The organism is Bradyrhizobium cajani, assembly GCF_009759665.1.
Taxonomy (GTDB): domain Bacteria; phylum Pseudomonadota; class Alphaproteobacteria; order Rhizobiales; family Xanthobacteraceae; genus Bradyrhizobium; species Bradyrhizobium cajani.
On the sequence record NZ_WQNE01000005.1, the window covers coordinates 27,902 to 52,614 of the forward strand.

The following is a 24,713-nucleotide window of genomic DNA, read 5'->3' on the forward strand; positions in this document are numbered from 1 at the left end:
GCGGCCGCCTGGGGCGAGGGCGATCGCGCTATTTCTGGATGCGCCGCTCCTCGACGTTCTTCCGGGCGAGCCACCACGCAACCCCGCGATCGATCGTCAACCCCTCGCGAGAGGCCCCCGTTGCATTCTCCTCGACCACGACGTCACGCACGCCCGGCGAGGCGGCAGCAAAGCCCTTGATCTCGATGTGGGCGTCCTGATCAAGGCGATTGCCCCTGATGATCACGGCCTGGACCATCGGGGGGCGGCCGGCACCCGTCGCGGTCTGGTTTCCCCGCACGAGGATCGAAGCTTCATTGGAGAAGACGGTTCGTTCGGGGCCGGCGCGATAGACGTTTCCCTCGAGGATATGGTTGTCGAGAAACTGCGTCCGCCACACCGGCTGGAATTGTTCATAGGACAGGCCGAATGCGGCGAAGCCGCTGGTCCTGTTGGACCGGTTGGCCGCAATGACGTGGTCCAGCGCCGTTCCATAGGCCTGCGCGGCCACGCCCGTGTCCTCGAAGAAATTGTCGATGACGAGATAGTTCTGTTGCGCCTGGGTGACCGTGATCTCCGAGGTCCGGTCCAATGTCACTGCGAGCGGCCGGTCGAGCGTGATCGTCAGACTGGGCGGCTTGTTCTCGAGCGCTTTGAGCCTCGCGTATTGCCCCGCGCCGCGGCCGTTCACCACCATGACGGCCGCACCGGTCCAGTCGAGGCTCGACGGATACGGATTGGGAGCATCGCGCAGCGACAGGCGGTCCGGGGCGGTGGTCTCGGCGTGGCCGAAATAATAGCCGCCCGGTCCGTCCGTCGTCATCGCTTCGCGGTCCAGCCCGTAGATCGCCTTGAACGTGTTGCCGCCGATGAAGATGTTCTCGGACGCGCTGACGGATTTCGACAACGTCGTGATGCCGCCGCCCGAGGCCTGGAGATCGGCTGCCGTCACGGTGTTGTTCTCGAAGATGATCTGGCGCGACCCGACCAGGGAATAGGCGCCATAGCGGCCGTTGTTGAGCGTGTTGCCGGAGACGAGCGCGTTGGTCGCCTTGAACAGGCGCAGCGAATGTCCGGATCCGACGACGTCGCAGTCGGTCACTTCGATACGGTCTCCGCTCAATCGGATGCTGTCGGGGGCGGCGGCGGTATAGGCCCGGCGGAAGCCGTTCATGCGCCGGAGGGCGGCGTCCGGCTCGATCAGCCCGCGAAAGGCGGAGGCACGGATGCGGACATGCCTGATGGCAATGTCGCCCGCACCGGGTGCCTGGCTGTCGCCGAATTGGAAGCCGCCCGATATGACATGCGGATGGTTCGATGCGTAGATGGTCAGATCCTCGATCGAGAATCGTGACGTCCCCTGGATCAGCGCGACGGGCAGGTTCTCCAGTTCCGGCCAGACCAGATTGACGAGGTCGATGCGTTCACCCTGGAGGCTGACGCCGCTCGGAAGGGTGATCGTGTCCGAGATCAGATAGCGGCCCCGGGGGAAGTAGACGATGCCGCCGCCGCCATCCTTCGCCGCGTCGATCGCGGCCCTGACGGCCCGGGTGGAGTCGAATTTTCCGTCGCCGTTCGCGCCATAGGCGCGGACGTCGAAGGATTGCGAAGACGCCGGCGGCGGCGCGCGCACGCTGATGCTGCCCGCATCGACCCATTCGTGATCGCCGCCGTCGCCATTGGACAGGCGCAACCTGTAACGGCCGGGCGAGATCTGCTCCGGGACACGAAAAATCCCCCGCCATAGATCGCCTCTGGTCAGGACTGCCTTGCTCTGTGCATTGTCGGTCTCGGCGATCAGCAGCAGCTGCGCGCGGCTTGCTTCACGAACGATGTTGCGGCCGAACACCTGAAGCCAGCCTCCGGGAGAGGCCGCGTCGCCGAGATTTCCCTGCCTCCAGTAGATCGTCGGCAGGTTGACCCGGCCGCTGAGTGCGCCTTGCGCATGCGACAGCGTGAAATGGTAGATGCCGGGCCTGAAGCTCTCCGGAATCACGAATTTGAGGGAGAGCGGGTTGGCCTGGAGGATCGGAACGGATATCTGCTGTCCGGCCTCGCGCGCCGGTCCGTCGGCGATCCTTGTGACCGTCGCGGACGTGATCTGGTCGAGATCGGCCCCGGTGACGAGCACCGTCTCGTCGGGGCCGACGGGATCGTTGAACCAGAACATCGCGGGCTGCGCATTTGCCGCCGCGATCCAGAAGCATTGGAGCACGGCGACAATGGCTGCACGAGCACGCATCATATCGAATATCCATCGCTGTCGTTTGGTCCGCGGGCGCACGCCGGCCCGGGCGTCGATGACGCTATTCCGGAACGTTGTCGCGCGCTGCACGCGGCAGACCGGAAGGGAAGGACGTCACTTGATGCTGGCGGTTCCCTTCTCAGCCGCGTTCGCCTGATCCGGGCGCTCGATCTTGGCCTCGGCGCGCACCTTGTCGACCAGCTCCATTTGTGCGGCGCTCGCGACGAGTGCGGCGAGCCGGTCGCGGATCTTGTCGTAGTCCGCGGGCTTGCGCGTGCGCGTGTCGTCGAGCTTGAGGATGTGCCAGCCGACCGCGGTCTTGAACGGCGCCGAGACTTCGCCCTTCGTCAGTTTGAACGCGACATCCGCATATTCCTTGCCCATTTCGCCGCGCGCGCGCCAGTCATAGTCGCCGCCTCTGGCCTTGGTGACGGGATCCTCGGACATTTCGCCGACGACGACCGTAAAGTCCTCGCCCTTGTTGATCCGCTCCATCGCGGCCCTGGCCTTTTGCTCGGCCGCCTTGACGGCGGCCTCGTCGCCGGGAGGCGCGATCATGAAGACGAGATGGCGCAGATGCAGTTCGGGTTCGGTCGCAACCCCTTTCACCACGACCTCTTCATAGGCCTTGCGCATCGCGTCTTCCGTGACGGCCCGCTCGCCGATGACGGTGAGGAGATGATTGCTGAGTCCCTGGTTGCGCGCGAATGTCGCGCGGCGCTGGAGATCGGCCTCGTCCGCGATGTGACGGTCTTTCGCCACCTGCGACAGCAGCATGCCGTCGATCACCAGCTTCAGCAAAGTCTCGCGCCGTTCGACCGGCTCGCGCACCAGCAGGTTCCGGCCGATGACCTCGTCGGCAACTTGCAGGTCGCTTTCGAGGATCTTGTTGCCGTTGACGACGGCGACGACAGCGTCCGTCGGCGCGGATTGAGCGAGAGCCGGCGCTCCGGCGCCGAGCATGAACGCCAGCCAGACGGTCGCCGCGCCGGCGCGTGCTCTTGTGACCGGACGATGCGTGCGAAAAACAGGCAAGACGTTCATGGCGAATATCCTCTTCGACGGACAGGTTCTAGATCCGCGTCATGCTCATCAGCACTCGAATGTTATGATAACATTCGAGTGCCGGGCGCAACGCGGCCGGCTTGAGGGGCGCTTTTTAGCGACGCGACATTGACGGTGATGTGATGCCGGCAAGACAGGTCTGTGAAGACCCGTCGACGAATGCATCGAGCACGAACGATTCAAGTCACTTGAGCGAATCAGTGGTGCGAAATGCGTTGTTTCGCCGCGCGACGGATTAAGTCGCACAAGGTTCGCGGTGAAGCCCAGGTGCGCGGCTCGCTGCTTCGAGGCAATGCATGCATGCGCAACGTCGATCGTCGGTTGTCGCGAACGCAATCACCTGACGCAGATGTCTGTGAATAACATTTTTGCGCGGTCACGAATCCAGCATTTTCTCGCGGGATTTCCGATCGTTCGTCGCATCGCGCTTGTTCGCTCTAACGTTGTAATGAGATGCCGATAACATAATTCACAAAACAACAATGAAATTCTCACATATCGCCGATAGCGTCCGCAGCGCTCCGGGACCCGGCTGCTGATCGTGGCAGTCCAGGGTGATCCAAACAGGGAGAGTGAGACTATGAGAAACGTGAAGGCTCTACTCATGGGATCGGTTGCGTTCGCCGCGATGGGCGTCGCTTCCGAATCCGCGCAGGCGCAGTCGTATGCGTTCGGTGCCGGCGCGACGTTCCCGCAGATCGTCTATCGTCAGCTGATGGACTGCATGTACGATCAGGCTCAGGGCAGCTCCGGCAAGCCGGGCCCGCTCGCCAAGGCCGCGAACTGCACGGGCTTCAACACCAGCGGCTTCGGCGGCATGATCCTCTACGCTCCCACGGGATCGGGCAATGGCAAGCTGGTGCTGCGCACCAACGACAAGACCCAGATCGGCACGCCCTCGAGCTCCGCTCCTCCCTACACCAGCGCCAACATCAACGTGTTCGCCACGACCGACTATGACGGCGTGCAGTTCATCGGCAGCGACGACGTCGTCAACGCCGCCGACATGACCGCCTGGACCACCGGCGGCACCACCAGCCCGCAGTCGAAGTTCGGCAACCTGATCCAGCTCCCGGCTGTGATCGGCGCGGTCGGCCTCGGCTTCAACGGCAAGGATGGCGCCGGCGCCAACCTGAACATCCTGCCGGCGACCCCGACCGGCGGCAGCTCCGGCCTCAACCTGTCGCGCAACGCGCTCTGCGGTATCGCTTCGGGTCACATCACGAAGTGGAACAACCCGATCCTGACCGCGCTCAACGGCGGCGCGCTCGGCACCGGCAACATCACCTTCGTGCACCGCACCGACGGCAGCGGCACCACCTTCCTGTTCACCAATGCCCTGGTCGAGCAGTGCCGCTACGAGTTCGGCCCGAACAACGAGACCGACTCGACCGTCGTTTCCTACGCGTTCCCCTGGACCGATCGCGCCCAGGCCTGCACCACCCCGCTCGTTCCGCGCGGTGCGAACCAGGTCAACTGGCCGGATCAGTTCGCCACCAACCAGTGCGGCGCGGCGAACCCCAATCCGGGCGGCGGCACCTTCGCCAATGCTTCGGGCAGCGGCGCGCTCGTCTCGCTCGTCACCTCGACGAACGGTGCGATCGGCTACGCGTCCACCGACTTCTGGCTCCCCGTCCGCGCTGGTGGCCTGAAGACCGCCAACATCCAGTCGCAGTGGGACATCACCGGCGCGACCGGCAAGTTCCAGCCGCCGACCGTTGCTGGCGCCCAGAAGGCGATGGCCACCGCCATTCCGCAGTTCGACGCCGCGACCCGCGCCAATCCGCTGACGTGGAGCCTGCAGGGCGTTGCGCCGAACCCGGTGGTTGCCGGTGCGTATCCGATCGCCGGCTTCTCCTGGATCGAAATGTACCAGTGCTACCAGACCCACAGCAACGGCAACAACTCCTACCTCTGGTTCAAGACCTGGCTCGACTTCGTGTACGGCACGGGTTCGACCGGCATCTTCACCGAGAACGGCTTCGCCCAGATCCCGGCCGTGTGGCAGAACGAGATCTACGCGCTGCTCAACGACGCGGCCAACGGTCCGCAGGGCAGCGGCTGCTCCGGCAAGGTCGGCGCTTACTGATCACCGCTCGGGCCTCGGCTCGATCGACGATCGACAAGACTTTGCACCCGGCTCACGCCGGGTGCTTTTTTTTCAAGGCTTGGCTTTGCCCGTGGCGAGGGCAGGGCGAATGCAAATCCAGTCGCGATCGAGACGGCGCGGCAGCGCCCAATTTGCAACTGTCACATCATTGATAAGGTGCCCCGCTATCGCTCGGGGACGACCAAGGACGGCCCGTGCCATGTCGATGCGCCTTCTCGCACTTTTGCTCGCTGGCGCCGTTGCGACGGGACCGGTGCTTGGCGTCAGCGCGCCGGGTTCGATGGATTCGGTATCCACTGAGCCGCGCGACGATCTGTTCGCAACGAAGCCGGCCAATCCCGCTCCGGTCCTCGCGCCTGCGCCGGTTCCGGCTGCGTCCGCGCCGGCCGCTGTCGAAAAGATGCCGTCTCCTCCGCTGCCACAACGCGCGCTGAGCGACAATCCGCTGTGGGCGATCCCGCTGAGCCGACTGACGAACAGCCGCGAACGGCCACTGTTCGCGCCGACGCGGCGTCCGCCGGCGCCGGTGCCGGTCGCGATGCCCGCGCCGGTGCAGGCCGGTCCGCCGCCAAAACCGCCCGAGCCGGAGAAGCCGCAGCTCTCGCTGCTCGGCACCATCATCGGCAGCGAAAAGATCGGCCTGTTCATGGATTCGGCCAGCAAGTCGGTGGTCCGGCTCAAGGCCGGCGACAATCACAATGGCTGGACGCTCCGGGCCGTGGAACGGCGGCAGGTGGAACTGGCCAAGGGTCTCGACCGCGCCGTGCTGGATATTCCCTCGCCCGACACGAAGGGGAGCGGGGCGCCGGGCGGGCAGATGCTCGCCGGGCCGCCGCCGCTTCCCGTCCCCCCGGTCGCGATGCCGGCTGCGCCGCCGCCGAGCGCGAGCGCGGCGAACGGCGGTGCGCATGTTCATCCCGGCGCCAACATGAACCTGCCCATCGGCCGCGCGATCCCGGCCAACCTCAAGCTGCCGCCGGGACTTGCGAACCCGCTGGCGACGCAGGGCCAGCGCTAGTCCAGCGCAGTCATCCCGCCGGGATATCGCTTTCATAACAACAACTAACATTGCGCGCCCGGGCGGCAGCTTCGCCCGGAATGCGCAGTTCGGCCGCGGATTCACGATATTGTTCATATCATCGTGGAACTGCGTCAAATGCGGGCAATGCTACAAATCTGACATATCAATGTTAGTAAACGATAAGTAAATGCGCCGCGCGGGCGTGTCTGCACGGCAGGCGTGCCCGATTGGAAATTGCAATTGGAAAGTGCCGCGGCGTGCCCCATCCCGACATCGTTGTGAACCCCGAAGGTGTGAAATCCCTGGGGATGCGGCGCGCCTTCGAGCGATCGCTGCTCTGTGGCGTCAGCCTGGTGGCGTTGTCGCTGGCAAGCGGCTTCGGCCATGCACGCAGCCTCACCCCCGGCGCCAATGCGGTGGCGCCGACGGCGGCGGCACAGCAGGCGGCGATCCAGGCCGCGCAGCAGGCCGCCGGCGCGGCCGGGCAGGCCGAAGCTTCGCTCGCGCGGGCGGCTGCGGCGCTCGCTGCTGCGCGCAAGCTCCAGTCGGACGCGGCGGCGGCCGCGCGGGCCGCGGGCTCGCCCGTCCCGAACGGGCTGACGACGGGCGGCCTGATGCCGTTGGGTGGCAACAACAGCGATCCGATGGCGGGCATCAAGGCCGATGCGTCAAAGTGGACCGGCGCCAACGCGCCGGTGCAGACGACGAGCGCGAACGGCTCGAAGGTCTCGGTCGACATCCAGCAGACCCAGCAGAAGAGCATCCTCTACTGGGATACGTTCAACGTCGGCGCAAACACCACCGTCAATTTCAAGCAGTCGGCGTCGGACTGGATCGCGCTCAACCGGGTGATGGATTCGGGCGCCGCGCCGAGCCGCATCCTCGGCCAGATCAACGCGATGGGCGGCGTCTACCTCATCAACCGGAACGGCATCGTGTTCGGCGCCGGCTCGCAGGTGAACGTCCACACCCTGATCGCATCCAGCCTCGATGTCGGCAAGCTCGGCGCCTCCTTGAGCGAGCGCGACGCGTTCTTCCGCGACCAGGGCATTGCCAATCTCAACTCCTTCTCGATCTACGATCCAGTCGGCGGCGCTGCGACCAATCTGATCGCCGGCGACATCAAGGTCGAGCGCGGCGCGTCGATCACGGGCAATATCCTGTCCGACCAGGTGTCGCTTGGCTCGCCCGGTTCGGTCTTCCTGTTCGGCGCCAACGTTTACAATTCCGGCTCGATCAAGGTGGACGGCGGCGAGGTGGCGATGGTCGCGGCGCGCACCATCGATGTCGTGCCGAACGGATATTCGGCACTTCCGAACAGCGTCCTGGGCAAGGACGACAAGGGAACGATTAAGTTTCGCGGCACCGAGTTCAGGCTGTCGCAGTTTGCCGCGTCGTACAACCCGGACGACCCGCAAGCGCCCTTCGGCTATCCGAAAACCAGTACTTATCTGGCAGGAACCGGCGCGGTTACCCACGACGGCCTCATCGAGTCGTCGCGCGGCATCGTCGTGATGAACGGCGACACCGTCTCGATTAACAATCCCACGGATGCGAGCGGTCACACTTTGACCGACAGCGCCGGCAAGCTCCTCCAGGGCGTGATCTCCGTCGATACCAGCATCGACCGCAACAGCTTCGTGCTGTTGCGTGCGGCCACCAGCGTCAAGATGAATGGCGTGATCTCCAGCCTGCCGGTCGACGACGGTGCGGCGGGACTGCCGAGTACGCAGAGCTTCACGCCGGCCTATATCGAGGCGACGGCCCAGACTAACGTCACGGTCGGACCGAACGGCCTCATCTCCGCCCCGTCAGCGCAAGTGGCGCTCGGAGCGAAGATGTTTCGGCTGGGCTCAACTGGTGGCTCGGACAGCAAACTGATACCGAATCTGTTCAACCAGGGCACCACCTCTTCAGGCGGAGGCAATCAGAACGGCGTCAATCCCAACTCGAATGACCCTCAGTCCGTCCTGCTCGCGCCGGGCGCGACGATCGACGTCGCGGGTCTGCGAAACGTCGAGCTGCCGGCGAGCTACAACGTCATCGGGGTCAAGCTGCTCGCGGAATTCGCCGACATGCCGCTGCAGCGGCCGCCTTATGCCACCGTGGGCGCCGACGGTACGGGCGTGGTGTACGGGCAGACGCTGTGGATCGACATCCGCAACTCCGGCACCTACAGCGACGGCACCAAATGGGTGGGAACGCCGATCGCGGACGCCAGCGGCTATGTCGCCAAGGTGCCGCGCAGCATCTACCAGTTGATGACGGTCGGCGGCAGCATCAGCCTCAACACCGATCTGGGCACCAATAATGGCGCCGCCAGCGTCCAGACCGCGGGCTCGGTGATGAACGTCGCTGGCGGCAGCGTCAAGTTCCTGCCCGGCATGGTCAACACCACGCGCCTGATCGGCAGCGACGGTCGCATCTACAACATCGCCAAGGCCGACCCGAACATGACCTATGTCGGGATCGCCGGCCAGTTCATCGTCAAGCATGCGCGCTGGGGCGTCACCGAATACTGGTCGACGCCGAGCCAAGTCTATTCGGCAGGCTACACCGAGGGCCATGACGCCGGCAGCATCAGCGTCGTCACCGTCAATCCCTCATTGCTCGGCACGATGTATTTCGGCTCGACGGCGGGCGAGCGGCAGATCAGTGACGGGCAATTGCCGTTGCAGGGCTCGCTCGCGCTGACGACCCCATCGAGCGTCCAGATCGGCGCGTCGGCATCGGCCAATTACACGACGCAAAGCGCCTATACGACGCATCTGTCGGACGAGATCCTGTCGCGCTACGGCCTGAGCTCACTGTCGGTGACGACGAATGATTTCGTGCTGTCGAGTGGCAGCACGCTTAATCTCGCCGCCGGCGGCAGCCTTTCCATCACTGCGGGTGGCGCGATCGACATTGCCGGGACGGTGTCGGCGGCAGGAGGCAGCGTCAATCTCGTTACCGACCGAGTTTCAGTCAGTGAAGATTTTACCACGTCTCTGTTCAAGGCGCCGAAGGACGCGTCGGGCAATACGATTGCCGCGAATGTATTCGTTGGAGGCACGATCGACGTCAGCGGTCGCTTTGTCAACGACATTGGGCGAGTAGCCGGTGTCGACGCAATCGGTCCAGCCTTCACCAACGGCGGTTCGATAGCGATCACGACGACAAAGGACAGCCTTGACGTAACTGGCGGCGTAATCGATACGACGGGAAGCATATTGCTCGGGCAGGGTAGTCTGCTCGATGTGTCAAGCGGCGGATATATTACCGCGTCCGGCAAGGCGCAGACCGTTGCGACCGGGGTGATGAAGGGGCGAGCAGGAAGCATCTCGCTCGGCATCTACAACGGCAAACCGTATACCGTTGATCCTGGTCCCCATCCCCCAACTGCGAATGTCGCGAGGCAAGCGTTTATTGAACTCGACGGAACCCTTCGCGGCTACGGCTTCGAGAACAACGGAAGCTTGAGGATTGCCGCAGCGGACACGATCCGGATCGGTGGCACGCTACAGCCGGGCGAGCAGTCGTCGATCCGTATCGGCGGGATCGCGACCACACTGCCCACTTCGCTGCTGACAAGTGGTGGATTCGGCTCCTATACGATTGAATCGGTGAGGGACCAGTGGTCGGGGGCGGGCGCCAGCATCATCGTCTCGGCCGGAACCAATCTGAGCCTCCAGCAACACAACTTCGCTAGCCTTGTCGATTATACGGGAATACCGACCGGCACCAAGCTCGGTCAGCAGGCCGCGGCCGAGTTGGTCCTGCTTCCGGACAATCAGCGCAAGGCCGTTGATCTCACGCTGAAGGCTGACACCATCCTGCTCGACACGGGTTCGAAGATCGTCACCGATCCCAAGGCGAGCATTACCATGGCCGCAGTCAATGATACGCGGGTAGGAATCAAGCCAACTGATCCGACCTGGACTGTTCCGGCGAAGTCGGTCGAACTTCGCGGCACGATCATCAACCATGGCGGCTCCGTCTTCATCAATTCGGCAGCGACGCATCTTTCGTCCGATGCGAAGGTCGATCTGTCGGGAACGTTTGTCGCCAACTCGCTGTTCGGGACGGTGAACGGTCCTGCGACCAGCGGCACCTACATCGCCGGTGGCACGTTTGCGGTAGAGGCCGGTCAGCTCAATTCTGTCTCGGGCCAGAATTATTACGCTTACTCCGCGCCCTCGGGTTATCTCGTCGCCGATACTGGCGCGCTAGTCGACGTATCTGGTGCAGCCGGCAACATCCAGATTGCCAATGCGCGCGCCTCCATATCGTCCCAGTGGTCGTGGAGCGACGCCGGCACAGTGAGCGCTGACGTCAACGGCTTTGCATGGGGCGGCAACTTTGCCGCGGCGGGTGGCCGGTATGTTACCGCGGACGGCAGCGTGAATTCGGACTCGCGTGCCAACGGCGGCACGGTCCTGCTCGGCGGCGGTGGGATGCTGCTCCGGCAGGACAAGTCGGACGTTGTCGCGACGCTGGCTGCTTTCCGCTCGGGGGCAACGCTGGGAGCGTTGGTCGTCTCTGCCGATCAGCTCGCGCCATTTGATAGCGTTTACCTTTATGCCGCAGCCGCGCAGGGTGGCGCGGCGCGTATCTTCTCGGATTTGCCCGGCACCATTTATGGCGAGCTAGCTCCCTCCTTAGCGCCGCTCTCGATTTCGGGTCCGCTGAACTGGAGGGTGACGAACCGACTGGAGATCGCAGCGAGCGTCATCCAAGCGCCGACGTCCGGCTCGGTCGATGCACGCATCTCGGCGCCCTATGTTTTGCTAGCCGGCAGCGGCAACACGCCGGCCGCCGGTATCAGCACACTGACTGTCAATGCACAGACCATCGATCTTCAGGGCTTGCCGGTTGTGAATCCCAAGCCCACCGATGCTCCCAAGGGGCTCGATTTTTCGGGCTTCAGCCAGGTCAACCTGATCGCAAGCGGCGACATTCGTCTCGGTACACTCAAGGTGGCGAACGGTCTCAAGAAAGATCCTTCCAAAGATCAGGTGCCGACCGCAGAGCAGTCGAGCTTCACCGGTCATCTGTTTACGGCGGGCGATCTCTTGTTCTCCGCCCAGCGCATCTATCCGGTGACCGCCGTGACCTTCACGATCGAGGCTGGCACGACCGACGCGTCCGGCGATGTCAAGCCCGGCAACGTCAAGTTCACGTCGCCCGCGGGCAGCAAGACGACGATTCCGCTGTCGGCTGGCGGCGGCGTTGTCGTGCACGCCGGGACCATCGAGCAGGCGGGCAATCTGTTCGCGCCGCTCGGCACCATCGCGCTCGGCAGCACTGACAGTGCGGTCTCCAAGATCATCACCCAGTCGGTGGTGCTGGCGCCGGGGAGCCTCACCTCGGTGTCGCTGGCCGACACCACCGTTCCCTATGGCGCCACCTCCGACGGCACCAACTGGTACTACAACGCGAATCAGAACCCGCTGTCGGCGCCGCCGTCGAAAGGCCTGATCCTGTCCGGATCGACCGTGACGCGCTCGGACGGCTCCACGATCGACCTGCGCGGCGGCGGCGATCTCCAGGCCATGGAATGGATCCAGGGCAAGGGCGGCTCGCGCGATGTGTTGGCGGGTCAGAACGTTTACGCGCTGGTGCCGACCGTGAACGATCCGATCGCGGCCTATGACATCCATCTTGCCACCGCGCGCAGCACCGATAATGGCGCCACCATCACAGCGGGCGACAGCGTTCCTCTCCCGGGACAGCAGATCACGCTCGATGGTGGCAGCGGCATTCCGGCTGGAACCTATACGCTCTATCCCGCGCACTACGCGACGCTGCCCGGCGCGATGCGCGTCACAGTCTATGCCAAGGACAACACCGGCAAGAATCTTCCTACCGGGACCAAGCTGCCTGACGGCACTGTGCTGGTGACCGGCAATTACACGCAGTCGACGGTGCCCGGAAAGCAGTCGTCGGGTCAGACCGTGTTCGCGGTGCAGACCAGCCCGGTCTGGCAGCAATACAGCGAGTACAGTTTCACCGGGGCCAACTCCTATTACGCCCAGCTCGCGGCGAAGCAGAACATTACCGCGCCGCGGCTGCCGATGGACGCCGGCCGGCTGTCGATTTCCGCGCTCCAGTCGATCGCGATGCATGGCGTCGCGCTGACGCTGCCGGGCCGGGATGGCAGCGGCAACATCGGGCGAGGCAGCGAGCTCGACATCAGCGCGCCCAAGCTCGCGGTGATCGGGCACGCCGGATACGTCAACAACGACGTTCCGGCCGGCTATGTCGGCGTCGACGTCAGCCAGATCAACGGCTTCGAGAGCGTTCTGATCGGCGGCAGCCGCAGCGACATCGCGACGGGCACGCTGATCACGCCGACGGCGAGCAATGTCGTCGTCGATACGCGCGGCGAGACGTTGAGCGCGCCGGAAATCCTGATGGTGGCCCAGCAGACCGGCCAGTGGCAGGAAGTCAAGCAGTTGGTGACGATCGGATCGACCTCCGTCCTGCTCGACGTTCCCGTCTATGTCCCCGTCGACGGCACCGGCACCATCACCGTCAAGTCCGGCAGCGTCATCGAAACCAAGGGCACGGTTCATGCCGGGCTCGGGCGTCACTACGTCGTCGTGTCGGACGGGCAGGCGCCCGTCACCGCCGAGAGCATCGCCGCGGCTTTGGGCGGCACGCTCTCGGGATCGCAGATCGTGGGCGCCGACCTGACCAAGCTTCCGGCCTTCAACAAGGCTACCCAGCAGATTCTCTCTTACTACGCCAATGGCGGCCCGCAACAGCCGGGCCGTGGCGCGTTGTTCGCGGCCAGCAATGATCCGACCTTGCGACTGACGGGGCCGAGCAAGACCGGCGTTTCGGTGCCGGACCTTACGATCAGCTTCAAAGAAGTCACGGCCAGTGACGTCACGAATATTCCCGGGCTGCCGACAGGTCAGGTCAGCGGAAGCCTGACGCTGCCGGGCGGCAATACCGCCGACAGCGGCAAGGTCGTCATCGCCGATGGCACCAGGATATCGACAGGCACTCTGACGCTGCAAGGCACCGCGTCCAACAATGCGATCGCGGTCAACACGACGAACCTCCACGCCAATCTGGTCAATCTGGTTGCGCCGAGCATCGGCATCGGCTCCGCCAACGCAGTTGCCGGCAAGAGCCTGGTCCTGCCCTCGAACAGCGCCCAGTTTGCCCATGTGCAGACGCTGGCCTTGCGTGCGCTGTCGGGCCCGATCACGGTCTACGGCGATTTCAACTCTGGTGCGCGGAGCCTCACGCTCGATGCCAACGGCATCGCGCTCGGCCTCGACGGCGGCCTGGCGCGTGACGCCAGGATCAGCGCGAGCGACACCATCACGCTGACGAATACGGCCGGCCCGGCCTTCAGCGGCGGCATGGCCGCGAACGGCAACAGCCTGCAATTTGCCGCCCGGGAAATCGATCTCGGCAGCGGCGTCGTGAACGGCAGCGCGCCGGCGACCTACATGACCATTGCCGGCTACTCCAGTGTCGGCCTCACCGCCAGCGATCGCGTGCTCGTCAAGGGGCCGGGCATGTTGACGCTCGGCGTCAGCAACACCGACAAGGTCGATCTCACCGTCACCACGCCGAGCATGCTGGTTGCGGGCGCGACCGCGACCAAATCGCAGAGCTTCGCCATCACCGGCTATGCCGGCAACGTCACAATTGAAGACATCGTGCCGCGCACCGGCGTTGCCGAGCGGCCCGCCGACAGCTCCGAGGTCGGCGGCAGCCTCCAGATCACCGCGTCGAACATCACGGTTGCGAGCACGATCCAGGCCCAGGGCGGCACCATCACGCTGAACGCCATTGCGGGCAATCTCGAGCTCAAGGCCGGCGCCTATCTTTCGGCCGCGGGCTACAAGAAGACGCTGGTCGACGTCGACACGTACGCGCCAGGCGGCAAGGTCGTGCTCAATGCCGATATCGGCACCTCGTTCCTGCCGGTGGTTCCGGGCGCTGGCCAGGTCAAGATCGACGCCAGCAGCGTCATCGACGTGGCGCAGCCCGCGGGCGGGCTGGGTTACGGCGGCGAAATCGACGTGAACGCAGTTCGCGGCGGCGCCACGGTCGCCGGCATCCTGCGCGGTCATGGCGGAGCGGGCCTCGGCGGCCGGTTCAAGCTCGACACCAAGGACGCCGCCGATCTGACCGCGCTGTCGGATACCCTGCTTGCCGGCGGCCTCACCGGCGCAGTCGACATCCACACCCGCACCGGCAATCTCGAGCTTCTCGCAGGCCACACGCTCAAGGCCAACGCCATCACGCTGACCGCCGATGACACGGCCTGGGACAGCGGCGATGCGAGCAAGCAGTTCGGCCAGATCAAGATTCGCGGCCGCATCGACGCCACCGGCTATGGTGGCAAGACCATCGATGGCAGCGGCCAGGCAGGCGGAAAGGTCGGACTCTACGGCGCCAATTCGGTGTTCCTGGCCAGCAGCGGCGTGATCGACGCATCGACCACGCACGCCGACGAGCGCGGCGGCGATGTCACCATCGGAATCGGCTGGGACGCCAAGTCGAAGATCTGGCTGCAACAGGGCACGCAGATCAACGTCTCCGGCGGCACCAGGGGCGGCCTGAGCGGCGGCACCGTGACGTTCCGCGCGCCGCTGGACGGCAACAACGACGTCAAGATAGCCGCGATCAGCAACGTCGCCAATCCATCAGGCACGCACGGCACGAGCTTCTACGCCGATGGCGACAAGACCTTTGACGCACTTCCCGTGATCGATGCGACCAACAACATCAACGATCGCTCCAAAGTTAGCATTGTCGGTGCGCGCTCGGTCGCCGTGAACGGTTTCATTGCGTTCGACACTGCTGCCGGCAGCCATGGTATCGACGGGTCAAGCCTCGGCTGGTTTGGAACGATCGATACCGCCGGCTGGTACAAGGGTGTGGATACGAACGGGAATCTCATCCCTGCGACGGAGGGAACGTGGACCAACGTGACGGGATGGAAGTTTCTGCGGGTGGATAACGGGACGGGGCTCACTGCCTCTACTGTTCCAAGAGGGCCTGTCTCCATCAAAAACAGTGCAGGTGCCACTGTTGCGACGGTCACCGCCATCATGGGCGTGGACTCGTTCACGCCGAGTCAGACGTTCCCCCAATACGCGAATATGACCGTTCCCGTCGTTTTCCCGCCGCCCGGTGGTGGAGGTGAGGCTGCTCAAGGACACGCGGAAGTGGCTGCCGATGGGACGGCGACCATTAAGATCGACAAAGCAGGTAGCGGCTACACGACGCCCGTCGCGACCATACAAGTCGGTGACGTAAGAGATGTTACTCCCAAGTTCCAGTTTGGCTTACAATCGAAGCTCAGGATCAACGACGTGCAGGTGTCGCTCACACCGGGCGCCACTGGTTTTGATGGCTCTTCCCTTACGTCTATTCCCCTTGGCATCGCCACAGTGTGGTTTACACAAGTGTCGAACCTTTCGGGCACGACTAAGCAGGTCACTGTCAATGGCAGCACGAGCCTGCAGTTCGTGCCAGACACGAAAGACTATATTCCGCTGACTTCGAGCGGCGTGTTTGCCTTCGACCCAACACAGCAGGGCAAGCCGGGCGTCGCGTCCTTCACGGGCGGCGCCGGGACGGGGCACGCTTTCTTCGGCGATACGATCTCGCAGATCACCAAGGGTAACTGGGCCTACAATGGCCAGCGCTACGGCTTCACCAATCTGTTCTCGCGTCTCTCTCCGCTGGTCGCCAGCCTTGGCGCGGATGTCGTCCACGTCCAGCCGGGCGTCGATCTGGTCAATTCCAAGGGCGACATCACCGTCAGCAGTAACTGGAACTTGGCGGCCGGCGCGGCCGGCAACCTTGCGAAGACCAGCGACGGCGTGAGCTATTTCGACTATGGATCGAGCTACGTGAATTTCGCCTACCGTCTCGCAACGCCCTGGGGTGGGCTCGACGCTGGCGTGCTTACGCTGCGCGCTGCCGGAAACATCAACGTCAACGCCTCGATTTCCGACGGCTTCTTCCAGTTCGCGGATTATCTCGACCCGACCTACGCGAGCAAGGTCGCCAGCTATTTCGCGCTGACCGGGAATCTCCGCTCGATCGATTTCGATCAGATCTATCTGAACGACTACGCCAGCAACACGCTTCTGATCGCGCCTTACAAGGCGGGAGACGTCGGTAATGGCGTCAGCCCGAGTTCGAAGGACCTCGCGAGCGCCGACCTGTTCCCGCACACGCTGCTTGTCTGCACGATCGATTGCACTCAGGCGAATATCAAGGCGGTGACAGCGCCGTCGTCCTGGTCCTACATTCTGACCGCCGGCGCCGACGTCTCGAGCGCCAACCCGACCGCCAGAGTTCCGCTCGCGAACGGCAAGGGCGACGTGATCGTCGACAAGCACGGAAGCTACGACCAGACGCTGGTGGGAGGTGCTACTGTTTCGGGGGTCAATATTCCGACCATGATCCGGACCGGCACCGGTAACATCACGGTCTCTGCCGCTCGGGACGTGTTCATGAAGGACACCGCCGCGCCCGGCGTGATCTATGCGGCTGGCGTCAACACGGAAACTAACGCCAATCCGTACGGCTCGAACCTCGCCGTCAACGATCCAAACGGCTTCTTCGAGCCGCGTGTCATGACGTACGGCACTGCGGCTGCCACCGCCGCGTCCGAGCTCTATTACGGGCCGCCGACCGCGGCGGCTTTCCCCGAAAAGGGCGGCGACGTCGTCATCGATGCGCAACGCGATATCATCGGCAACACCAAGGTGATCGAAAAGGACAACATTTCCAAGAGAGTGCCCCAGTACTATCAGCCTTGGCTGTTGTCCAATTCCGGTGTGACGCCGAATGCGAACATCTCGGCATTCGGTGCCGGTGTCTTCGCGCCCTCGACGCAGATCGCCTCGCAATCCGCGTGGTGGATCCAGTATGGAAGCTTCCAGCAGGGCTTCCTCAGCGCGGGCGGCAATGTGAGCGTTCTTGCCGGTCGCAATATGCTCGGCGTGTCGGTGTCGGCTCCGACGACCGGGCGCGTCACCGGCGGCCTGTCGGCAAACAGCACGCCGGTCACGCATGTTTACGGTAGCGGCAACATGGTCGTGCGCGCCGGTGGCGACATCAAGGGCGGCTCGTTCTATGAGGGATCCGGCCACGCCAGCATTGTCGCCGGCGGCGACATCGGCCAGAACGGGTACGTCTACAAGGATTCGAGCAGCGCGCTCCAACTACCGGACGTTCCCCTGCTTGCCGTCGATACCGGACAGATCACGATGACGGCGAATGGCTCGATCACGATGGCCGGAGTCGTCAACCCGGCTGCGCTGCATGCACAGCAGCCGAGCAGGTCGAATCCACTCGAGATAGCGACAGATCCGGCCAATCCGCTCTACATGGATACTTACGGTCCGGACAGCAAGGTACGCCTGGTAGCTCGGTCAGGTGACCTGACCATCACCATTGCGCCCCCCACGATCTCGACGAACAGCAACAGCAGCTATGGCCGCGGGGCGGCAGGAACGTATCCCGCGAGCTTCGAGGCCGTCGCCCTTCAGGGCAATTTGACAACGACCGGCATCAGTGACCTCTTGAAGGTTGCCAGCGCCGGAGTCCTGGTGCCGGGGATTGTGCTCAGCCCGTCCGAGCACGGCACCTTCAATCTGCTGGCGCAAGGCAGCATCGATCTCACTTTTGGCTATCCGGCGGATACCACGACGCCGCAAAAGATCGCCCGTCCGATTATTTCGGCCGGGCCTTCCTTGATCGATGCTGCCTTCGATCCGTATCGCCCCAACAGCGGCAACGGTGCGTCCTCCAGCCGCGCCATCCTCGCACATGAGCGCGATGATGCGGACGGGCTCGATACGACCGCTCGGATCTACGCCGTGACTGGCGACATCAAGGCAACGGGGACCTATGGCGCGAGAAACTCCTCCCGCCCCGAACGGCTCTACCAGCGCGTCGAAATCAACCGTCCGGCCAGCATCTATGCCGGTCGCGACATCGTCGATCTCAACATCATCGTACAGAACATTCACACCGCCGACGTAAGTTCGATCGTGGCTGGCCGCAACATCACCTATACCGGCTACAACAATGGCGGCGGAATTCAGGTGGCAGGACCGGGCTTCCTCGTAGTGCAGGCCGGCGGCGACATCGGTCCATTCCTTCCGGCTGCGCACAATAACGCAAGCGAAGCCCCCGTTCAGGAAGGTATCGTGTCGGTCGGCAATTCCAGCGAGACACCGGTTGGAAACCTCTACACTTCGAGCGAAACGGCAACGACGGCCGGCTCGGTCGGCATCTACAACCAGGCGCTGCTCGGTCCGGCCAACAATCCGCGGCGTAACGCCGCGCTGGTCGCGGCTGCGGGCACCAAGCAGGGCGCCGATATCATCACGATGTTCGGGACAAAGTTCGGTATCGACTACGCGTCCGTGACCGACGCTTACGTGATGAGCGGCAAGGCCGAGAGTTCGACGAACGCTTTGCGCGACATCATCTACGCGAACCTGCCGAACTATCTCAAGCAGGATGCGGTCGCGTCGTTCCTGGGGACGCCGGACGCTCGGAAATCGTTGACGGGATTCCTGGCCACCCCCACGGGCAAGGCAGCGCTTGATCAGCTCCACTTCCAGGACCTCTGGAAAGATGGCAGCACCAGCGTAATTGACCGGCAGAAGCTCGACAGCTTCATCGGTGTTCTCGCAAACACCGGACTGGACGCCGTCTGGTCGTTCTACAGGACCACACTGTCCCCGCAGGTTCAGGCTGGTTTCTTTGATGTGGCGACGTCGCCCCAGCCGATCATGTCGGTGCGCCTCGACCAGCTCTTCTTCGCCGAGCTCAAGGCGGTCGGCGTCATCCAGGCGACCGGCACGTCCTCGGACACGCAGCGCGGCTATCGCATGATCGAAACGATGTTCCCGGCGAGCCTGGGCTACACGGCCAACACGATCGGTGCCGGCGGCAACGGCGCCAGCCAGCTCGTCAAGACCGGCGACATGAACCTGTTGCACGCAACGGTTCAGACCAAGCTCGGCGGCGATATCTCGATCTTCGGCCCGGGCGGCAGCCTCATCGTCGGCTCGCTCGCAGCCGAACCCAACGCGGCCCTGAAGCTGCGCGATATCGGCATCCTCACGCTCGGCGGAGGCGCGATCAATAGTTTCACCGACCAGAACGTGCTGGTGAATTCGAGCCGCGTGCTGACGACCCAGGGCGGTGACGTGCTGATGTGGAGCTCGAACGGCGATCTCGACGCCGGCCGCGGTTCCAAGACGACGCTGTCGGCGCCGGCGCTCCAGGTGCTGTACGACCAGGACGATTACCAGTCGGTCGATCTCGGCGGCTTCGTGACCGGCGCGGGCATCGGCACGCTCAAGGCTTCGCGCGCGGCAAGGGCGTCCAACCTCTATCTTCTTGCTCCGCGCGGGAAGATCGACTTCGGCACGGCAGGCGTGCAGTCCTCGGGCAACGCGGTCTTTGTCGCGCCCGTCGTCGCCAATTACGGCAACTCATCGGTTCAAGGCAGCACGACCGGCGTTCCCACCGTTTCCGTTCCCAATGTCGGCGCGCTGACCGCGGGTTCGAACACCGCGGGCGCTGCAGCCAAGACGGCGGAAACACCGACCGCGTCCGGCGCCAGCAAGCCGGCCTCGATCTTCATCGTCGAGGTGATCGGCTACGGCGGCGGCGACGGCCAGAATGGCGAGGCAGGCGGCAGCAAGGAGTCCGACACGACGGGCGACGGCAAGCAGTGACCCGCACACGTTGCGACCGGGCGTGATCGTCTCGCAACCGCTGCGTCAATTTGCGCATGTCATGTTGGCCCGGCCCGTCGGTGATCGAGAAGGTCGCGCGCAGATGATGCGTGGGGCCTCGCCGAACGTGACAGTTCGATGATACGGCGAGCTGCAAATCAATGCAGATTTTGGCACGCCGCGCGGGTTCGCCACCGAACGACCACTTTCCGTCCGAAAATCTGACTCTTTGTTTAAGATCGGTCACAGCAACGATAAGAAACATACCTACAAGGATGGCAACAGGCTTCGTAGTTGAGGGCAGTGGGCTGCTGTCCGTACGGGTTTGGCAAGCCTGCCTGTTTTTGAAATTGTGTTTTGGGGGGTGATATGCGCGCGACAAATCCGATTGAACCGGTCTGCCCGGAGTCCGCGCTTCCGACCTCCAACACGAACATCAAGGCCAACGTCTACGATCTTGGGCTGAAGCAGGACGAAAGCGGCCGGCTTCGCCGCATCAGGGACCTCGAGCACGAGAATGCGTTGCTGATGCGTATGGTCCTGGAGACCCAGATCGAGATCGCGCGGCTGCGCGAGCTGTTGACCTCAAATTGACATGACCTGAACCGGCTGCCGTTTCTCTCGGCCGGCCGGCCGCATCTCGTCGTTCGACCCGAACCGTCGGGGCACCCTTGGTGGAAGCTGCAGGTGTCGCCGCGCTTTTCGCTGCGCCCATCAGGCCGTCGGTCTTGCACGACCGCGGGATGGGCTTCTCGGCAAGCTGCCGGAAATTCTCGCGCGCGAACGCGCTGTTTTCGCAATTGCGGTGCGCGCGGCGTCTACTCAGCAGGAACCTCACATTGCCTGCGCCAGTCGCGCGGGAGGCATGCCGGCGCCGTAAGGCGTGCTGCAGGCCTGTCCGAGTGTGGGGCAGCTCGGTGTGAAGCGAACGTCATGCGGTTTGGAAAGTTTCTGTCGATCGCATGCGCCCTGATCTGGTCCGCCGTTCTGGGTGGCTGCGGCTTTGTGCCGATGGCAGGTCCGGCGAGCCTCGATGTCAGGAACGAGAACACGACCACGCTGCCGTTCGCGGTCGTCAAGCTCAATCCGGACGTGGTCCAGATGCTCGAGAAGTTCGAGCCCAACGGTTTGCCTGGATTCCTGACGGACTCGCGTCCGCCCTCGAGCATCAAGTACGGCATCGGCGACATCATCAGCGTCACGATCTTCGAAGCGTCGGCGGGCGGTCTCTACGTGCCGCTGGAGGCGGGCGTGCGTCCCGGCAATTTCGTGAACCTGCCGGACCAGGCGGTCGACAATGACGGCAACATCACCGTACCCTATGCTGGCAGGATCCGCGCCGCGGGCCGCACCAATGTGCAGGTCCAGGAGGACATCCTCGCGCAGATCAAGAAGCGCGCGATCGATCCGCAGGTCGTGGTCACGTCCAACCAGCAGCGCTCTTCGCTTGTCAGCGTGTTCGGGGAGGTGAGGACGCCCGTACGTTTCCCGATGCCTTCGGCCGGGGCGCAGGACCGGATCACCGACGCGATCACGCGGGCAGGTGGCATCAGCGGAGCCGGCTGGGAGACCTGGGTCGTGCTGGAGCGCAACGGCAAGCGCGCCACGGTGCCGTTCGGCAATCTCGTCTACTTCCCCGCCAGCAACGTCTTCGTGCAGCCCGGCGACCGCATCTATCTCTACCGCGAGCCGATGAAATTCATCGCGTTCGGTGCCACCGGTCAGCAGGGGGAGTTCAACTTCGACGCCTGGCGTATCAACCTGACACAGGCGGTCGCGAAGGCGCGCGGTCTGCTCGATCTCCAGGCCGATCCCGCCTCCGTATTCCTCTATCGCCGCGAGCCGCGCGAGGTGGCGCAGCGGCTCGGGGTCGACTGCTCCAAATTCGACGGCGATTCCGTGCCGATTGTCTTCAACGTCAACTTTCAGGATCCGGCCGGATATTTCATCGCCACCAAGATGTCGATGCGTCCGTTCGACGTGGTCTATGCCGCCAACGCACCTCAGGTCGATGTCACCAAGGTCCTGAACTTCATCAACACGACCCTCGTCACCGCCGAGAGCGGCGTGACCCTCACCAATAACATCCGCTTCCCCGGGCCGACGTCGTCGACGACTACAATCACCACCATAAGCCCCTGATCGCGATGAAATCGTGCGTGGCACCTCGATCGGTGGCAACGACCGCATCTTGGCTTGACGGCGCAACCGCAAATGTTACTCATCGTGCGGGATCGAGTCCGGCCGTATCGAATTACGTTAATGTTCGCGCTCGATCCTTGAGCGGGGCAAGCCGGCGAGCAGAGGAACGGGCCATGGGCCGAACTTTGCAGAGGTTCGTAGTTTCCGGCGGGTGGCTCATCGCCATTGGGCTCCTTGCAATGGCCGCACCTGCCGCGGCCCAGTCGCCCGGTCCGGGTCCGATCAATCCGCCGCCGGCGGAGCGGCCGGGCACGATCATCGGCGGCCAGCCCGCGGGCCATCTGGAACGCTGCGTCGACGTGCAGATCGGAAACGAGAGTGCTTTCGGCTGTCTCAATCAGAAGCTCAGGCGCGAGGTGGACAAGGTCAATCCTTCCCTCAACCTGCCGCCGGTCGATGCGCGTTCGCCCGATGTGCGCGTCGGCAATGTGAACGAGGCGGCCGTTCGCCAGCAATATGGCTCCAACTATGGCCGGTCGGCATTTCCATTCCGGCCGCCATCGGTCACCAACATTGTGCCACGCCGCTGATGTTCGCATTGTCCTCACAGACGACGGCCAAGCGTGGCATGCACCGGTCGTGGCCGCTTGCAGCACTCGCCATGCTGCTCGTGGTGAGCGGCGAGGGGCGGGCAGAGGATGAGGCCAGCGGCAAGACCGAGACCGGAAGCATCGCCGCTGCCGCTGATGATGCGGATGACAGTGGGGTGGAACCCCTGGTGCTGGAGCGATTTGCGCCGCGGCCTCTGACCGCGGCCGATCTTCCTCCCGCGAACCCGCTGCTCGCCAACTATGCCTACCGGACGAGCGCCATGTTCGGCCGCGACTGGCGCGCCGGCCGCGCCGAGTACCGCCAACTCGTCGAGCGTGAATCGCTCGCTTTCGGCCTGCCGCCGGCACTTGTCGATGCGGTGATGGCCGTCGAGAGCCGGTACAATCCCGGCGTCGTCGGCATGGACGGCGAGGTCGGATTGATGCAGGTGATGCTGCCGACCGCGCGAATGATGGGCTTTGCCGGCACGCCGGCGGAACTCGCTTCGCCGGAGGTCAACGTGCACTACGGCGTCCGCTATCTCGCCGGCGCCTGGCGGCGTGCCAACGGCGATCTCTGCACAGCGGCGATGAAATACCGCGCCGGCCACGGCGAGACGCGATTTTCCTACCTGTCGGTCGAGTACTGCACGCGCGTCCGTGCGCATCTGACCGCCAACGGCGTCGCGGTCACGGGCTCCGTGCCGCAGCCGACTTTCGGTAGGCCCTCCGGCGGGGGCGGAGCGTCCCGCGGCAGCCGCGTCCTCACGTCGGGCAGCACGATCAATTTCGCCGCCCTCAACACGCGCCTGCGCGGCGTGGTCGAGCGCCGGGCGCCGTCCGATCTGCGCTGACAGAAGCTGATCGAGAGAGTGCGCCTCGCGCTCCGCCGTTCAGGCGTTGCACGTCATGCGCGCGCTTTGCTCTTGGGGGGGCGCCGCCGCCGGCTTGCCGGCGGGGGGCGTCCGGTCGCAAGTGCCTGGCCGATGGCGCGCCAGCATTTCACGGCATCACGGAAGGCATGTTCATGCGCGGTGCTTCGTCCGCGCCAGTCCATCAGTTGCTCTGCATCGGCGAGCGTCGCCTCGCCCGACTTGAGGCGCGTGATCCATGACAGGGCTTCACGGATTAACGGATCTAAGTGATCGACCTGATGGCTTCGCTTCGTCACGATCCAGCGCTTTCCCGCTCACGCCGGCCGTGAGCGGGTGCTCGCGATCGACATATCTCTGTACGTAAGACGAAGCGGGACGTTGAAAACCGAATTTGGCGCGGGTGGGGCGTTTGAGGCGCTCGGCGCAATGTTCGACCGCCTGCTTGAGGTCGGTCTCGACCGTGCGAACGGTGACGCCGAGAAGGGCCGCGATCTCGCGGTTTGGCATGCCGTCGATGCGCGAGAGCGTCAGCACGCGCCGGCGGCGCTCGGGCAGCTCGGCGATCGCGTGCCGGAGCAGATTGACCTCGGAGCGGTCCTCGATCACGCGGGCGGCATCGGGCCGGTCATCGGGAATCTCGAGCAGCGTATCGACCTCGTCGGCGGTGAGGCGGCGTCTCTCGGCGCGGCGGCGATCGGCGGCGATGTTGAGCGCAATGCGGAAGAGATAGGCTTTGGGGCTGCGCACCGGCCCGAGCTCGCGCATGCCTTCGAGACGAAGATAGGTTTCGTTCAGCGCTTCGGACGCGAGGTCGGGAGAGCCCAGGCGGCGCGTCAACCGCCGATCGAAGTCGACATACTCCGCGAGCAAAAGGCTCCGCAAGCTGCTGATGCTGTCGATGGTCATAGTACGCCCCACTTCACTCAGTCCCCAATTTACGGCGGGACGGTAGTAAGGCC

At 64.1% G+C, this 24,713-nt stretch carries 11 protein-coding genes; 7 read left to right on the forward strand and 4 right to left on the reverse strand.

The window, feature by feature from the left end:
• Positions 1–28: 28 nt before the first annotated feature.
• Positions 29–2,224, reverse strand: a complete 2,196-nt coding sequence (locus GPL20_RS08500) for a glycosyl hydrolase family 28-related protein (protein WP_157329164.1) — start codon at positions 2,222–2,224, stop codon at positions 29–31.
• Between the two features lie 114 nt (positions 2,225–2,338).
• Entirely contained in the window at positions 2,339–3,268 is a 930-nt protein-coding gene (locus GPL20_RS08505) for a peptidylprolyl isomerase (RefSeq protein ID WP_157329165.1), read from the reverse strand.
• Between the two features lie 601 nt (positions 3,269–3,869).
• Between GPL20_RS08505 and GPL20_RS08510 the strand changes: the two genes are divergently transcribed.
• From GPL20_RS08510 to GPL20_RS08540, 7 genes are all read left to right on the forward strand, one after another.
• Complete coding sequence (locus tag GPL20_RS08510; protein ID WP_157329166.1) at positions 3,870–5,378, forward strand: substrate-binding domain-containing protein; 1,509 nt, start codon at positions 3,870–3,872, stop codon at positions 5,376–5,378.
• A 220-nt stretch (positions 5,379–5,598) separates the two neighbouring features.
• Positions 5,599–6,417, forward strand: a complete 819-nt coding sequence (locus GPL20_RS08515; protein WP_157329167.1) for a hypothetical protein — start codon at positions 5,599–5,601, stop codon at positions 6,415–6,417.
• A 260-nt stretch (positions 6,418–6,677) separates the two neighbouring features.
• The gene (locus GPL20_RS08520) at positions 6,678–20,147 is read left to right on the forward strand and encodes a filamentous hemagglutinin family protein (RefSeq protein WP_157329168.1); all 13,470 of its coding nucleotides are present in this window, start codon (positions 6,678–6,680) and stop codon (positions 20,145–20,147) included.
• Positions 20,148–20,516: 369 nt separating this feature from the next.
• Positions 20,517–20,741, forward strand: a complete 225-nt coding sequence (locus GPL20_RS08525) for a hypothetical protein (RefSeq protein ID WP_157329169.1) — start codon at positions 20,517–20,519, stop codon at positions 20,739–20,741.
• Positions 20,742–21,080: 339 nt separating this feature from the next.
• Complete coding sequence (locus tag GPL20_RS08530; protein WP_246250172.1) at positions 21,081–22,289, forward strand: polysaccharide biosynthesis/export family protein; 1,209 nt, start codon at positions 21,081–21,083, stop codon at positions 22,287–22,289.
• 239 nt (positions 22,290–22,528) lie between these two features.
• The gene (locus tag GPL20_RS08535; RefSeq protein ID WP_246250174.1) at positions 22,529–22,879 is read left to right on the forward strand and encodes a hypothetical protein; all 351 of its coding nucleotides are present in this window, start codon (positions 22,529–22,531) and stop codon (positions 22,877–22,879) included.
• Between the two features lie 8 nt (positions 22,880–22,887).
• A complete protein-coding gene (locus tag GPL20_RS08540; protein ID WP_246250183.1) occupies positions 22,888–23,733 on the forward strand; it encodes a lytic transglycosylase domain-containing protein in 846 nt (281 codons plus the stop codon).
• Positions 23,734–23,786: 53 nt separating this feature from the next.
• Here GPL20_RS08540 and GPL20_RS40225 read toward each other — a convergent pair whose 3' ends face one another.
• Together GPL20_RS40225 and GPL20_RS08550 are read right to left on the reverse strand one after the other, a co-directional pair.
• Complete coding sequence (locus tag GPL20_RS40225; protein ID WP_157329170.1) at positions 23,787–24,050, reverse strand: FecR/PupR family sigma factor regulator; 264 nt, start codon at positions 24,048–24,050, stop codon at positions 23,787–23,789.
• A complete protein-coding gene (locus GPL20_RS08550; protein WP_157329171.1) occupies positions 24,001–24,660 on the reverse strand; it encodes an RNA polymerase sigma factor in 660 nt (219 codons plus the stop codon). The genes GPL20_RS40225 and GPL20_RS08550 overlap by 50 nt, the downstream gene beginning before the upstream one ends.
• Positions 24,661–24,713 lie beyond the last annotated feature (53 nt).